This is a genomic window from Brevundimonas fontaquae (genome assembly GCF_017086445.1).
GTDB lineage: Bacteria > Pseudomonadota > Alphaproteobacteria > Caulobacterales > Caulobacteraceae > Brevundimonas > Brevundimonas fontaquae.
In genome coordinates this window covers 219,856-234,212 of record NZ_CP070968.1, presented here as the reverse complement: position 1 = coordinate 234,212, position 14,357 = coordinate 219,856, and the positions used below count along the sequence as shown (strand labels likewise).

The 14,357-nt window shown below is 64.3% G+C and carries 13 protein-coding genes and 2 pseudogenes; 7 read left to right on the top strand and 8 right to left on the bottom strand.

The genetic code is table 11. From position 1 onward, the window contains the following. Positions 1-7 precede the first annotated feature (7 nt). The 6 genes and pseudogenes from JX001_RS16520 to JX001_RS01100 form a co-directional block, all read right to left on the bottom strand. Positions 8-1,303: pseudogene (locus JX001_RS16520) on the bottom strand (cellulose biosynthesis cyclic di-GMP-binding regulatory protein BcsB); the annotation flags it as partial. A 206-nt stretch (positions 1,304-1,509) separates the two neighbouring features. Next, a complete protein-coding gene (gene bcsA / locus JX001_RS01120; RefSeq protein WP_205681955.1) occupies positions 1,510-3,543 on the bottom strand; it encodes a UDP-forming cellulose synthase catalytic subunit in 2,034 nt (677 codons plus the stop codon). Next, entirely contained in the window at positions 3,540-4,127 is a 588-nt protein-coding gene (locus JX001_RS01115; RefSeq protein WP_241004701.1) for a hypothetical protein, read from the bottom strand. Before JX001_RS01115 ends, bcsA begins: the two co-directional genes overlap by 4 nt. A 59-nt stretch (positions 4,128-4,186) precedes the next feature. Beyond that, the gene (locus tag JX001_RS01110) at positions 4,187-4,438 is read right to left on the bottom strand and encodes a hypothetical protein (RefSeq protein WP_205681954.1); all 252 of its coding nucleotides are present in this window, start codon (positions 4,436-4,438) and stop codon (positions 4,187-4,189) included. Between the two features lie 566 nt (positions 4,439-5,004). Then, positions 5,005-5,761, bottom strand: a protein-coding gene (locus tag JX001_RS01105; protein ID WP_205681953.1) for an IS5 family transposase whose coding sequence is annotated in 2 segments (ribosomal slippage) — positions 5,005-5,437 and positions 5,436-5,761 — 759 coding nt in all. Because the reading frame shifts where the segments join, the coding sequence is not laid out codon by codon here. Between the two features lie 43 nt (positions 5,762-5,804). Further along, complete coding sequence (locus JX001_RS01100; protein ID WP_185225540.1) at positions 5,805-5,945, bottom strand: ferritin family protein; 141 nt, start codon at positions 5,943-5,945, stop codon at positions 5,805-5,807. Between the two features lie 2 nt (positions 5,946-5,947). On the opposite strand from JX001_RS01100, the gene JX001_RS01095 reads away from it, so the two are divergent. From JX001_RS01095 to JX001_RS01080, 4 genes are all read left to right on the top strand, one after another. After that, complete coding sequence (locus tag JX001_RS01095; RefSeq protein WP_235968998.1) at positions 5,948-7,432, top strand: mechanosensitive ion channel; 1,485 nt, start codon at positions 5,948-5,950, stop codon at positions 7,430-7,432. Positions 7,433-7,499: 67 nt separating this feature from the next. Beyond that, a complete protein-coding gene (locus JX001_RS01090) occupies positions 7,500-8,111 on the top strand; it encodes an OmpA family protein (protein ID WP_205681952.1) in 612 nt (203 codons plus the stop codon). Between the two features lie 51 nt (positions 8,112-8,162). Beyond that, positions 8,163-8,561: a DUF3597 domain-containing protein gene (locus JX001_RS01085; protein ID WP_185225542.1), complete on the top strand. Its 399-nt coding sequence runs from the start codon at positions 8,163-8,165 to the stop codon at positions 8,559-8,561. Between the two features lie 12 nt (positions 8,562-8,573). Further along, entirely contained in the window at positions 8,574-8,831 is a 258-nt protein-coding gene (locus JX001_RS01080) for a hypothetical protein (RefSeq protein ID WP_017506865.1), read from the top strand. Positions 8,832-8,911: 80 nt separating this feature from the next. Here the strand turns inward: JX001_RS01080 and JX001_RS01075 are convergent. Together JX001_RS01075 and JX001_RS01070 are read right to left on the bottom strand one after the other, a co-directional pair. Further along, positions 8,912-9,408 (bottom strand): annotated as a pseudogene (locus JX001_RS01075) (IS5 family transposase); the annotation flags it as partial. A 134-nt stretch (positions 9,409-9,542) separates the two neighbouring features. After that, complete coding sequence (locus tag JX001_RS01070) at positions 9,543-9,881, bottom strand: hypothetical protein (RefSeq protein WP_205681951.1); 339 nt, start codon at positions 9,879-9,881, stop codon at positions 9,543-9,545. Between the two features lie 797 nt (positions 9,882-10,678). Between JX001_RS01070 and JX001_RS01065 the strand changes: the two genes are divergently transcribed. Genes JX001_RS01065 through JX001_RS01055 form a run of 3 tightly spaced genes read left to right on the top strand, consistent with a single transcriptional unit; the run spans position 10,679 to position 14,276 of the window. After that, on the top strand, positions 10,679-11,983 hold the full coding sequence (locus JX001_RS01065; RefSeq protein ID WP_350354488.1) for a DUF4153 domain-containing protein: 1,305 nt from the start codon (positions 10,679-10,681) through the stop codon (positions 11,981-11,983). Between the two features lie 2 nt (positions 11,984-11,985). After that, entirely contained in the window at positions 11,986-12,708 is a 723-nt protein-coding gene (locus JX001_RS01060; RefSeq protein WP_205681949.1) for a response regulator transcription factor, read from the top strand. After that, positions 12,705-14,276, top strand: coding sequence for a sensor histidine kinase (locus JX001_RS01055; protein WP_205681948.1), 1,572 nt, complete (start codon positions 12,705-12,707; stop codon positions 14,274-14,276). The genes JX001_RS01060 and JX001_RS01055 overlap by 4 nt, the downstream gene beginning before the upstream one ends. The last annotated feature ends 81 nt before the right edge of the window (positions 14,277-14,357 follow it).

The window sequence follows — 14,357 nt, the reverse complement described above, 5'->3', positions numbered from 1 at the left end:
ATTCGCCGGGATCGCTGACCTGTAGGTCGTAGGTGAAGCCCAGTTCGTTCTTGCCAAACAGGGTATAGGCCGGAAGGGTCGCCGTCGCTGTTCAGCGATGCGAAGTCACACCCAGCTCCTTGCCCCAGAACCCGAACTCGCGCGTCTGTAGCGGCAGCGAGCGGACGTACTGGCCGTTCACCGTCACGTCGAGCCGCGACCGCTCACGATCCATCCACTCTCCGCGCGGATAGTTATAGATGGCGTTCAGCTTGCCCCCCTCCGCCGGCCAGAAGAACAGATCGGGGGCCAGACGGAAGGTCGCGGCCAGACGGCCGGGCTGAAGCCCCATCCCCGTCAGGTTCTTGGTCTCGGCCAGCTCGCCGAGACGGACCGGACGATCGATCGTCAGCCAGCGTGGCGCGCTGTTCGGGCCATAAACGGGGGCGGCGCCGCCCGACAGGTCGACGTAGTCGCCGCTCAGACTACCCTGGGCATAGGCCAGCCCTGCTGCGGCCTGCTTCAGTTCTGTCGCGTCGCGGCCCATGATCAACAGGACCGTGTTGTAGGGATCGCGCGGATGGCGAAGGATCGCCGCCGACGGTCCGGTGATGGTCCGGGCCAGCTCTGGCAGCATGTGGTCGGGCGTCATGAAGGCAATAGAATCGCCATCCGGCAAGCTGCCGACCGAGGCCGGGAAGCTGAAACCGCGATAGCTGGCCATTGCGCCAAAGGCGCTGGCCATCGCCGCCGCAGCTTCCAGATCGCCATTCGAGGGCTCGCCGCCGAACACGAACGGCAGCCTCAGCGGCGCAATGTCGTGCGCGTCATAGAAGGGCGCGGGATAGGTTTGAAGGTTCGGCGCGCCGCCGACCTTCTGGAAGTTCAAGTCTAGATACGAGCGAACATTACTGACATTGGCCCACAGAGTCGAATGCAGCGGATCCTCGCAGTCGCGGGTGTAGTGGCCGATCAGGCGCAGGTTGAGGCGGTTGTCGCCGGGCACGATCAGGGATGGATCGATCGGCACCTCGATCCGGGTTCGGTCCGCGCCCGCCTTGGGCAAGGGCACGCTGCGAACCACCTCGTCGTTGATCAGCACCGTCAGGCTGCTGAGATCCGGAAGCATGGAAGGCGAATAGCCGAAATCGAGCACCAGCTGGCCGGACTTGAGGATTTCGTCGGCGCGACCGCCGAACGGAACGCCGACCTCGCCATCGACGCCGCGCAGACGCACGTTCTGACGGACCTGAAGATCGCGCAGGCTGGCGCGAACGTGCCTCTGACCCTGACCTAGGAGATCCACGGTCGCCACGGTCTTCATCCGCGCCTGCACCTCGGCCGAGACTTGGGGCGTGGATCCGATGGCGTCGGATCGGACGCCGCCGTCGACGCCGCGAATGGCGCTGGTCGTTTGCGCCGTAGCGCCAGCGACCGGCGAGATGACAAGCATCAGCGCCAGACCAGAAACGTTCAGGCCGCGCGCCAGGCCCGACCGACGACGGAGATTTGACTTGGGACCGACAGTCATCAGGCTGCTTTCACCATAGAATTTTCAAGCTTCCGATCTTCCGTTTCCCAGGCGTCGGAACGCCCCAGGACGGCGACGCTGAGCCCCATACGTTGTTCGAACGATAGCTTCAGGAACCGCATCCGCAGCAGGCCGGCCCCTGCCCCCGCCGCCTTTACCGGCAGCACCAGATTTTCACCGCCCGTGCGAAGTTCGACCTCCGTTACGGCCAGGTTCGACAGGTCAAGGTCGCTGGGAATCCGAACCGCCAGACCCCCGATGGAGGCGTCTTCGGTCACGGCGTCGATCACCGCGCCATTGTCGAAAAATAGAGTGACGGGCAAGGCGGCCTCGACGCGGACGCTGTGCCGGGACTGGCGGGACTCGCGGCCGATCATGATCGCCGAGATCAGGATCAACAGGCTGAACACCGACCAGGCCATGTTCATCACCACCGTCCAGACATCAGCAGTTCCGAGCACCAGACGACCGAAGCCGGCGCAAAGACCGGCGGCCAGCAACGCCGCCGCCACCATGTGCGGCATGACGCTCCCATAGTCGAAAAAGGGTTTGTCGATCACGCCGCCCTTGGCCGTCACGTTGAACTTGCCCAGTTTGGGATTGATCAGCGTCTCCAGCGTCGGCCGCAGCAGGTGGAAGGCCAGCAGGGACTCGTAGATCTCGCTCCAGAACAACCGCCGACTGCCGCCCTGCACCCGGTGCGTGGCGATCATGGCGCCGAACAGGTGTGGCGCCGCATAGGCGAAGATCATCGGCGCCGCCGCATGGATCACGCTCTGACCCGCCAGCAGGAACGCAAGCGGCGACGTCAGGAAGACGATGCGCGGCAGCGGAAACTGGAAGTGCAACATGGCGTTCAGGTAGCAAAGCCGCTGCGGCAAGGTCAGGCCCGGACCCAGCAACGGATTGTCGATCCTGAGCATCTGCGACATGCCCCGCGCCCATCGCGCGCGCTGACCGATGTGCAGAGCCAGCTTCTCGGTCGCCAGACCCGCCGACAGCTTGATGTTCAGATAGGCCGATCGCCAGCCCAGCCGCTGAAGCTTCAGGGCCGTATGGGCGTCCTCGGTGACGGTCTCGCCGGCGAACCCGCCGACCTCCTCCAGGGCGGAGCGGCGAATGATGGCGCAGGATCCACAGAAGAACGAGGCGTTCCAGAAGTCGTTGCCGTCCTGCACCACGTCATAGAACAGCTCGCCCTCGCCCGGCAGTTCGCCCATTATAGTGAAGTTGCGCTGGATCGGATCGCGCGAATAGAAATGGTGCGGGGTCTGCAGCAGAGCCAACTCCGCATCCCGCTGGAACCAGCCCACCGTCATCTGCAGAAAGGCGCGCGTAGTGACGTGGTCGCAGTCGAAGATGCAGATCAGTTCGCCCTGGGTGCGCGGCAGGGCGGCGTTCAGATTACCGGCCTTGGCATGGGCGTTGTCGGGTCGGGTCAGGTATCCACAACCTGCATATTTGGCGAACCGCCTGAACTCGGGCCGTCCGCCGTCATCCAGAATATAGACCCCGACCTTGTCGGCCGGATAATCGACCGCCATCGCCGCGAAGACGGTGCTCTGAACGATGGCCAGGTCTTCGTTGTATGTCGGAATGTAGATGTCGACGGTCGGCAGATCATCGTCGGCGCCGGAGAGGGCGACCGGCGGGCGACGCAGCGGCCAAAGGATCTGCAGCAGGCCCAGGAGGTGGATCAGCCAGGCGAACACCTCCGCCAGAAACAGCCCGCCGCCCAGGAAGTATTCCGAAAGGTGATCGAACGTCAGCGTATTGGTCGCCCGCCACCAGATGTAGCGGGTCGAGGCCAGCAGCGAGATCAGGCAGATGACCACGGTCGCGCGACGCGCCACGCGGAACTGCAACAGAGCCATCGGCACGATCATGCCGATGGCGAAAATCCACTGCCCGCCCAAATCAAGCGGCGTCACGATCACGGCGATGACCAGACCGGCGGCCAGCAAGGTCGCCAGGGCCAGTCCCGCCCAGCGCAGGCCGTCGCCCGCCGTCGGTATGGAAACGGACCGTCTCACTTCGCCATCACCGCAGCGACAGGAAGGCTGTTCATCTTGTTGAGCAGGCTGACGAAGGCGACGCGAATGTCGGACCAGGCCGCGCTGTAGGGCGAGGTCGATGACAGGGTGTCCAGAGCGGCGAGCGCCTCATCCACCGACTCGTCCAGACGAACTTGCCCGATCACCCGATCGCCGAACTGCTCTTGCAGATAGCTTGCGGCGGCCGTCTTCAACGCCACGCGACTGTCGGCGAAATTGATCAGCAGGAAACGGTTCTCACCCGCCGAGAGGAAGGCTTTCACGCTGGGCGCAAGCGCCAGACCGGACGCGGACGCCGGCATTACGAGCACGACGGCGTCTGCGTCTGCCATCACGTCGTCACGGAGACCGGGTCGAGCGCGCGGCAGGTCGAAAATCGCCAGGTCGGCACCGTTCACGACGTTCCAGTCCTGCCCTGTCCGGAGCGTGATGCGTGCGTTGGCGCTTCTGTTCTCGCCGTCGTCCGAGAGGGACGCGAGACCGAGATGATGCTTCAACAGACCCTGATCATCCGCATCCACGCAGGTGACGTCCAATCCCTCGGCAGCGGCGGCCTGCGCCATGCCGGAAACCAGCGCGGTCACGCCAGCGCCGCCGCGCAGAGAGGTGATGGCGACCCGGATCATTGATTGCGTCCCGTCGCGATCCGACCGACAAGGGCCTGGATCGAGTTTCCACTATCGACCGCATTCACCGCGTGCGCCTCGGGCAAAGCGTCTGAAGCGGAATGGGCGTGACTGGCCCGCAGTTGGCGCGAGACCAGTTCGAACAACGGCCAGCGCTCGACACCCGTCGATGCCGCACTCTCATATTCGCGATACTGGAAGTCGGGCTGGCCCAACCTGTCCAACAGACGTTTTGTTTCTATTCTCACGACCAGGTCTCTCAAAGTTTTCGGCCGCGACCGAACCAACCCCACATTTGAATGCGCCTGCCTTTATCATTCAAAAATCAATGGCAAACAGGTTACCAAAAAGCGTTAACTTGCAGCCCAAAGGTGTAGACAAGCGCCCCACCTGACCCGACAAACCTGGATGCTTCACTCGTAAGCCACAAACTCAACCCACCCGCTACTGAGAAAACGTCGTTATAATTTCGTCGGTAGAAACCGTGTGCTTGCCGACACAATCTCGCGTTCCTCGCTTCTCACCGGCCGCACCCCGGTCTCGTCGGAGATGACCATCCTTCGTGTCAATATTCTGGACCTGCGGATCGAAGCGCCGGCTGAGCTTTATTGGAACTTCGGCGACATCGCCAAAGCCGAGATCGCTACTGGCTCAGGCACCTAGAAGGTCTGCGCATAAGCTGCACCCACTAGAAAAGGTTCCGAGCCCCGAGTCGGGGGGCGGTTGAACGACCAGAAGCGGACTTTCCGAACGTCGCAGATGAGTCAGACCTGCACATTCGGCGACTGATTGGTGCCTGGCTTAGGCTCAGGTCTCATAGCCAGAACAGCACGGTAGCGGCGAGGGCTATGGCGGACAGGAAGACGTTCGGGCAGCGATCGTAGCGGGTTGCGACCCGCCGCCAGTCTTTCAGGCGTCCGAACATGATTTCTATGCGGTTTCGCCGCTTGTAGCGACGCTTGTCGTAACGGATGGGCTCGGTGCGGGTTTTGCGGCCCGGGATGCACGGCGTGATCCCCTTTTCCTGCAAGGCGTCCCTGAACCAGTCGGCGTCGTAGCCCCTGTCGCCCAACAGCCATTGCGCCCTGGGCAGGCTGTCCAGCAGGGCTGCGGCGCCGGTGTAATCGCTGACCTGGCCCGCCGTCATGAACAGGCTGATGGGCCTTCCGTTCGCATCGGTCACGGCGTGAAGCTTGGTGTTCATGCCGCCTTTCGTGCGTCCGATCAGTCGCCCGAGACCCCCTTTTTACCCGCAGGCTCGAAGCCGTGCGGTGCGCCTTCAGATAGGTCGCGTCTATCATGACCGTGCGGCGTTCGGTCTGAGCCCCGGACAGGCCCTCCATCATCCGGATGAAGACGCCAGCCTCACTCCATCGCTTCCAGCGGTTGTAGAGGGTCTTGTGCGGCCCGTAGGCCGCCGGCGCATCTCGCCAGCGCAGGCCGTTGCGGTTGACGAAGATGATCCCGCTCAACACCCGGCGGTCGTCAACGCGCAGCTTGCCGTGGCTCTTGGGGAAGAAGGGCTCCAGCCGAGCCATCTGCTCGTCCGTCAGCCAATACAGGTCGCTCATATCCAGACTCCTCAGGAGCCTGAATCAGATCGCGCGCCTGTCATCAATGGGTCCTGAGCCTAAGCGAAGGATCAGAGGTTTTCGGGGCGATCTCCTTCAACACGCGCTGCATCTGGTCGTTGGCGGACCACAGGTCTTTCAGCTCGTCGGTGTAGAGGCCTTTCAGATCTTCTGGCGTCGACATGGATGTTCCTGCTGGATGAGTTGATTGGATGTCGTGCGGACGTTCGGAAAGCCGCTTCGGCCCCGTTAGCGATGAGCCAACCATCCGTTTCGGCGAATCCTCTCGTTAGCGCCGGAACAAGAACAGGCTCGATCTTGTTAGGCCCACTGGAAACCCGCGCGATCAGCGTCAGGCCTGAGGGATGTATGCAAACGACAAACTACGAGTTCATCGGATGGGACGCGCTGCTCTATGAGTGGGCGCCCAAGGTGATCGGCGCTGTGCTGATCCTCATCGCAGCTTGGTTTATCGGCAAGGCCGTGAAATGGGCCCTGGCGAAGGGGATCAATCGTATTCCTGGCGCCGCCAAGGCGAGCACCAGTGACAACCCGAAGCACTCGGTCGGCGCCAGCCTGGGAGATGTCGCCTTTTGGCTAATCCTCTTGTTCGGTGTCGTCGCCGCCCTCGGCGTCCTGAACCTGGGCCAGGTCGTCACGCCCCTGAACTCATTGCTCACGCAGGTCGCGTCCTTCGTGCCGAGCGTCCTCGGCGCGGTCCTGATCTTCTTCATTGGGTTTGTAGTCGCGACTTTGGCCAAGCGTGTCGTCGAGGCTGCACTGCAGGCCGCCAACGCGGATCGCTGGCTTGAGAAGGCCGGCCTGACCAAGGCGACGGGCTCGACTGGCGTCAGCACCGCGATCGGCACCCTGGTGTTCGTCCTGATTCTGATCCCCATCACGATCGCGGCGCTGGAGCAGCTGGGCATCGAGTCATTGACGGTTCCGGCGGTTGCCGTGCTGTCGACTGTCTTGGCTGCGATCCCGCATGTTCTCGCCGCTGCCATCGTTTTGGCGGTAGGTTGGTTCATCGGTCGCTGGGTCGCCCAGCTGATCGAACGCACCCTGCCGGCGACTGGGTTCGATCGCAGCATCTCGAGCCTGACGGCTCTGACCGCCACGACTCAGGCGCCGGCCGCGCCGAAGCCGACCACGGCTCCCTATGCCGGTGACGTGACACCGGCCACCGCAAGGGCTCTAAGTAGTGATGGGCCCAAGCCGATGACGCCGTCCAGCATCGTGGGCAAGATCGCAATGGCGGCGATCGTCGCCTTCACGGCGGTCGAGGCCGCCAAGCTTCTGCAGTTCGGCACGATCGCCGTGACGCTGCAGGAAATCCTGGCCCTGGCCGGACACGTCATCGTCGGCGGGATCATTATCACCGCCGGCGTGCTGATCGGCGGTGTCGTCGCCAACCTGATCAACAAGGGTACGGGCGGCGCCGATGGCTTCGCCTCCACCCTGGTGCGTTGGGCCACGATCGCATTGGCGACGGCCATGGGCCTTCGCTTCATGGGCATCGCCGACGATATCGTCCTTCTCGCCTTCGGCCTGATCCTGGGGGCGGCTGCGGTGGCGGCAGCGCTAGCCTTCGGGCTCGGCGGGCGCGACGCCGCCAGCAAGGTGGCCCAGACGTGGGCCGACAAGGTCACGAAGACCCCGCCCCAGTGAGACCCGCGGCCGACGATCGACGAGATCGCCGGCCGCATTCTTTTCCCCATTTAACGACGAGTTCGACATGACCGATAACCGCGATCGCGACCCTCGCCTGACCCCAGTGGCCCCGGCCTGGCGCAAATACCTCCCCTGGATCATCGGAGCCGTCGTGCTCCTGCTGCTGCTACTCATGCTGACCCGCTGTGGCGACGACCGCGCCGCCCTGGATCCCGTAGCGACTGACGACGCCGCCGTAGCTCCGACGACCGAGACGCCGGTCATGCCCGCCACAAATGCTTCCGTTGGGGTTTCGGGGCTGGACGCCTACCTCGCTGGCTCGGACGCCGCCCCGCGCACTTTCGCGTTCGAGCGCGTCAACTTCGACACCGGCAGCAGCACCATTCGGCCCCAGGATCGTCCCGAGATCGCGGCCGTCGCCGCTGTTCTGAGCCGCTACCCGAATGCCAAGATCCGCCTGTACGGCTATGCGGACGCGCGCGGCTCCGACGCCGCGAACCGAACCCTCGCCCAGGCCCGGGCCGACATCGTCCGTTCCGCCCTGACGGCAGCCGGCGTGGATGCCCGCCGTATCGAGGCGCTTTCAGGCGGGGAAACCAACCCCGTCGGCAGCAACGCCACCGCCGGAGGACTGGCTGAAAACCGCCGCACGGAACTGGTCGTCGTCCAGCGCTAACCGCACAGGCCGGGGCTAGCGCCCGGGCCATCCACCTTCAGAGGAAACGTCATGAGCTTTTTCGGAAGAATTTGGGACAAGATCACCGGCCATAAGGCGCGTCCGACGACGCCTCAGGCCCAAGCGCCCACGAGCACCCCAGTCTCGGCACAGCCCGTTCCTGCGGCGCCCGCCACTCCCTTCACGCCTCAACCGGTCGATGTGGACCAGATCCTCTCCCAAATGGCCGAGATGAAGGGCGGCGGCGGAAACTGGCGGACATCGATCGTCGATCTGCTCAAGCTACTCGACCTGGATTCCAGCCTCGACGCCCGCAAGGACCTCGCCGAGGAGTTGGGCGTGCACGCTGGCGCTCATGGCTCGGCGGAACAGAACATCGCCCTGTCCAAAGCGGTCTGGCGAAAGCTTGCGGAGAATGGCGGCCAGGTTCCGGCCAGCCTGCGAGACTAATCGAACAGGTCAATGTCGGCTCAAGACACTGCTGCGATTCTCCTGCTCGCTCGCCACCTGGATGTGGAAGAGCCTTCGCCTGGGCAATCCAAATGGACGGATATCAAGGCGGCCATCGACGGCCTGAGCGATGATCGCCTTGATGCATCGATCCGCTATTTCGGTCAGGCGGGCTCGCCAGTCACCGCCCGCGCGGCTGAGATGCTGACGGATTTGATGATGGCGAGGATGGTCCGCCTATTGGGCGTGTCGAGATCGGAGCGACAATAGCGCCTCGGACTGGGCGTGGTACAGAGGGTGTCAGTATGAAGCGCTTCTTGCGAGACAACGGCCTGGCTTAGGCTCAGGACTCATAGCCAGAACAGCACGGTAGCGGCGAGGGCTATGGCGGACAGGAAGACGGTCGGACAGCGATCGTAGCGGGTTGCGACCCGCCGCCAGTCATTCAGGCGTCCGAACATGATTTCTATGCGGTTTCGCCGCTTGTAGCGACGCTTGTCGTAACGGATGGGCTCGGTGCGGGTTTTGCGGCCCGGGATGCACGGCGTGATCCCCTTTTCCTGCAAGGCGTCCCTGAACCAGTCGGCGTCGTAGCCCCTGTCGCCCAACAGCCATTGCGCCCTGGGCAGGCTGTCCAGCAGGGCTGCGGCGCCGGTGTAATCGCTGACCTGGCCCGCCGTCATGAACAGGCTGATGGGCCTTCCGTTCGCATCGGTCACGGCATGAGGCTTGGTGTTCATGCCGCCTTTCGTGCGTCCGATCAGTCGCCCGAAACCCCCTTTTTTACCCGCAGGCTTGAAGCCGTGCGGTGCGCCTTCAGATAGGTCGCGTCGATCATCACCGTGCGGCGCTCGCTCTGGGCGCTGGACAAGCCCGAGAGCGGAACCTTTACCCCCCCCCCACGCGTCAGGCTGATCACGCGCGGTGCACTTTGCCGCTCCACCACCCTCGGAACAGCCTCGGTTGAACCGATCCTACCGGTCACCCAGTTCGATTCGCGACAAACGCGGCCCGCTGTTCGTCGAAATCGGCCATCACGGTGTGACGGCGCTCGTCCAGTTCCGCTAGCGCCGCCTGCAGCTTTTCGATCTTGGCCGCCTTCGCCTTAAACGGTGTCCGAGGGTTGGCTGGTTCGGCTTTGCCGATCTTGCCGACATCGATCGCGAGGCCGCGCGCGATGACCTCGCGAGGGCAGGCCCGGGCGGCCTCTGAATCCGGTCCACCGGTGAGCTGGCTGGCCGGCTGGTAGCGAACAGATCCGGTTTGAAGACCCGGCTCGTAGCGACTTGGGCCGCGAGCTTGTCGCAACGGCGAAGGCATGGAAGCCGTCGGACAAGACCTGACCCCTTTTATAATCAGCCACGGGAACACCATCACTGGAAGGTTTGGAAATCATTGAGGACCACACCCATTCCAAGGCCAGTTGTTACAGCCAAGAAAAGATAAGCCGCTGTAATAAATAACCATTTCATCAGACTACGAATCTGAGGGTCGGGCGTTCGAATCGCTCCGGGTGCGCCATTTACTTAGATTAGATAGTAGTTGGGACGGTTGCGGTACGAGCGCAGCCGCTGGATCCGCTGCGAAAAGCGCCCCCAACTCACATCTAAGGCTTTGATTTCGAACCGTAGCCTGGGTCGGTGCAGCCATTGCACCCATCTGTAAGATGCTCTGCGCTCGTGGGGGCTCCGGCGTTTCCGGCCGCTGCAACGGCTCAACTCAGCCAGCGTCGCAGCTTGGTCTGCATCGAATATGCATACCGTCTGGGCTGACAATACATCGGCGGCGCAATCGATCTCGACGGCCATAGCAAAGAAGTGCTTCCCGAAAGGGAGGCGCCAGTGCTTCACAGACCCGCTCTGCTTCGATCATCGTTTTGGGTAAGGGTCGCCGTCGGCGCCGCCCTTGTCGGTTTCGCTGACCTGCTGTTCTTCGCCCATGCTCCCGGCACAAGCCTTGGCCTGTTTGCATTCGCGGTCCTAGGCGGCGCGCTCTTTGGTCGGAAAGACGTGCTTCGCGATCGCCGGGGCCTGGGCTTCGTTCTTGTCGGCGCGGCCTTCGCCCTTGTTTTGGTGGATCGCCCCGGTTTGCCGGCGTGGGCGCTATTCATCGTCTCGATGAGCTTTGGGGCGTTGTCGAGCCGGGTAGGGCCGAAGGAGACCGCGTGGGGCTGGACTCAAAGACTGGCGCTTCACTGTTTTTTCGCGCTGTTTGGCCCCGTAATCGACCTGCTCAAGGTCTCACGACTGAGGCGCGGTCGTGGGGGAATGTCCGCCCTGAACCTGCTCGGCCTTCTCATCATGCCCGTGGTCGGCGGTGCGATCTTCCTCGCGCTGTTCTCGGCGGCGAATCCGATCATCTCGAACGCGCTCGCTAACCTCGCTCTGCCGTCTCTATCGCCCCAGAACACCCTTCGCGCCCTGTTCTGGTGCGCCGTCTTCATCGGCGTTCGGAGCTTGCTGCGGCCGCGCTGGCGCAAGCCTTTGGTCGCCCTGCCTGAACGGAAGATCGGAAAGCCTTCAGCCTTCCTGACCCGCACAATCACCCTGTCCCTGATCGTCTTCAATGCGGTCTTTGCGCTCCAGAACAGCCTCGATCTCGTCTTCCTGTGGAGCGGCGCGCCGCTTCCCGGCGACATGGGTCTGGCTGAATACGCCCATCGCGGCGCCTATCCCTTGATCGTCACCGCCCTGCTTGCCGGCTTGTTTGTGCTGGTCGCCCTCCAGCCGGGTTCCGATACCGCAAGTAAGCCGATCGTTCGCCGTCTGGTGCTCGTCTGGATCGCCCAGAATATGATCCTGGTCGCTTCCAGCCTCCTGCGCACCGCCGATTATATCGAAGCCTACGCCCTGACTCGTTTCCGCATCGCCGCGATGATCTGGATGGTGTTGGTCGCGGTGGGACTGGTTCTGATCTGCTGGCGCATGCTGGCGGACAAGTCGGCGCACTGGCTGATCAACGCCAACGTCTTGGCTGCGCTGATCGTGTTGGCGGTCGTCAGCGTCGTCGATCTCGGCGCCGTCGCGGCGGGGTGGAACGTGCGACATGCCAAGGAGGTCGGAGGTCGCGGGGTCGCGGTGGACCTCGGCTATCTCCATACGCTCGGCGCCCCCGCGCTCGTCTCGTTGGTCGAACTGGAAGCGGCCCTCGACGACGCCGTCCTACGCGACCGGGTCGCCGCCGTCCGTCAGGACATCCTGCTGAACGTACAGCGGCGACAAGGCGACTGGCGCGGCTGGACCTGGCGCGACCAGCGTCGCCTGGATCGTATCCATGCTCTGCGACAGAACGGCGCATTGTCGGCGCCGGCACCCGGCGCGCGGGGTTGGGACGGGCGGCTCCTCCAAACAGCGCCGATCGCTGCCCCAGCGCCCATAGCCTCTCCCGCATCTGTGCCGTTGACCTCTCTGGCGGAACGCTGAACATGGCCATCATGCAAAGCACCGTCCTGGTGGTCGACGACGACCCCCACATCCGCGACCTGCTGACCTTCGCGCTTCAGAAGGCGGGTCTGGCGACGCGGGAGGCCGCCGACGGGGAGGCCGCTCTGGCCGACATCGCCCTGTGCAGGCCCAGCCTCGTCGTGCTGGACATCAACATGCCGCGCATGGACGGGATCGAGGTCTGCCGGCGAATCCGCGCCCAGGGTGATCTGCCGGTTCTGTTCCTGTCGTCGCGCGACGACGAGATCGACCGCATTCTGGGCATGGAACTGGGCGCGGACGACTATGTGACCAAGCCCTTCAGTCCGCGCGAGGTGGTGGCGCGGGTCGCGGCCATCCTGCGCCGTATCGCGCGGAACCCGGCCCCGCCGACGCCGGGCCAGTTCGCCTTCGGCGGCCTCGGACTGGACGCGGACGGTTGGCGGGCGACGTGGCGCAATATCGAGGTGCCGCTGACCGTGACCGAGTTCAGCATCGTGCGCACCCTGGCTGATGCGCCGCGCCGGGTCTTCACGCGGGACGCCATCATCGACCGCGTCCACGGCCCCGGCTTCGCCATGACCGACCGCACGATCGACAGCCACGTGCGCAACCTGCGCGCCAAGTTCGCCATGGTGGGCGGGGCTGACGTGATTGAGACCAGACCGGGTATCGGCTATCAGCTTGGCCCGTGTCTCGGCGCGCGCGGAGCGCGGGAGGCGTGATCGCACGCCTGCGCGCCTTTGTGCGCCGTCATTGGCCGGCGCTCAGGCTTCGAACCATCCTGCTGTCGGTGCTGATCTTCGCCGGCATCCTGCCGGGGCTCAGCGCCATCTTCTTGCGGGTCTATGAGAATACCCTGGTGCGTCAGACGGAGGCGGAACTGGTCGCCCAGGCTGTCGTCCTGTCGGCCGTCGCCGCGTCGGATTGGCCTGGCGCCGTTGTGGTTCCGCTCGATCCCGGCCGGCGCGACGATCCCGGCTACTATAGGCCGGAGCCCGCGACGATCGACCTGGGCTCCACGCCGGTCTTGCCGGCTCGACCCTCACCGCGCGTCGCCGCCGCGCCGGATGCAGGTGCGATCGAGGTCGCCGCACGGTTGGGTCCGGTCATCGAGCAGACCAGCCGCACGACCCTGGCCTCGATCCTCTTGCTCGATCGCAACGGGACGATCGTTCTCGGCTACGGACGGGGCGGCGGTCTCGCCGATCTGACGGAAGTGCGGTCGGCGCTTGCGGGTCAGCCCCGCACGGTTCTGCGCCGCAATGACGCCTATCACCCGCGCTACTCCATGGAATGGCTCAGTCGCGCAGCAGGCCTACGCATCCACCATGCCCGACCGATTCTCGTGAACGGGCGTGTCGAAGGGGTCGTCGTGGCGGCCCGCTCGCCCCGCGCCTTGTTCAAAGGTCTGTACCAGGACCGGATCAAGATTGGGCTTGGCGTCGTCGGCACGCTGGGAGTGATCGCTTTGCTGGCGGTTCTGGTCTCGCGCGGCATCGCCCGGCCGATCGAGGCGCTCAGCCGGGCGACACGCGATGTCGCCAGCGGGGGAGGCGTGCTTCCCCCCGCGCCGGCCACCGCCGCCGTCGAAATCCAGACCCTCTATGAGGATTTCGGGCGGATGGCCCAGGCCGTCGATCGCCGCTCCCGCTATCTGCGCGACTTCGCCGCCGCCGTGAGCCATGAGTTCAAGACGCCGCTGTCCGGGATACAGGGGGCCGTCGAACTGCTCCAGGACCACGAGATGGACCCCGCCCAGCGTCGGCGGTTCCTCGACAACATCGCTTCCGACGCGCGCCGTCTTTCAGCCCTTGTGACGCGCCTGCTCGACCTGGCGCGCGCCGATATGGCGCGTCCTCAAGCCGGGCTTTCGGTCGATGTGCGCCCTCCGATCGCCAAGGCGGTCGATGCAAGGTCAAGCCGCCTGGCGATCTCGGCGACGTTCGAGAACGAAACCCCGAGAGTCGCGGTTCCGGCATCGACCATAGAGATGGTGGTCTCGACGCTGCTGGAAAACAGCCGACAGGCGGGCGCGACAGCCGTCAACATCAGCGCCGCGGTGGAGTCTGATCGACTTGTCGTGACCCTGGCGGACAACGGGCCAGGCGTCGCGCCGGGCGACGCCGGTCGCATCTTCGAGCCCTTCTTCACCACGCGACGGGGGGAAGGGGGAGCCGGCCTCGGCCTGTCCATCGCTAGCGCCCTGTTGGAGGCCAACGACGCCACTCTCGACCTTCAGCCCACGACCGAAGGCGCTGCATTCAAGTTGGCCATGCCGCTCGCCCATTAGGATGTCAGACGATGCGGCAGAGCCGGATCGCCAGGATAAACGACCCTAGTTCGGCTCATCCCCTTAGCTGCCAGACGATTT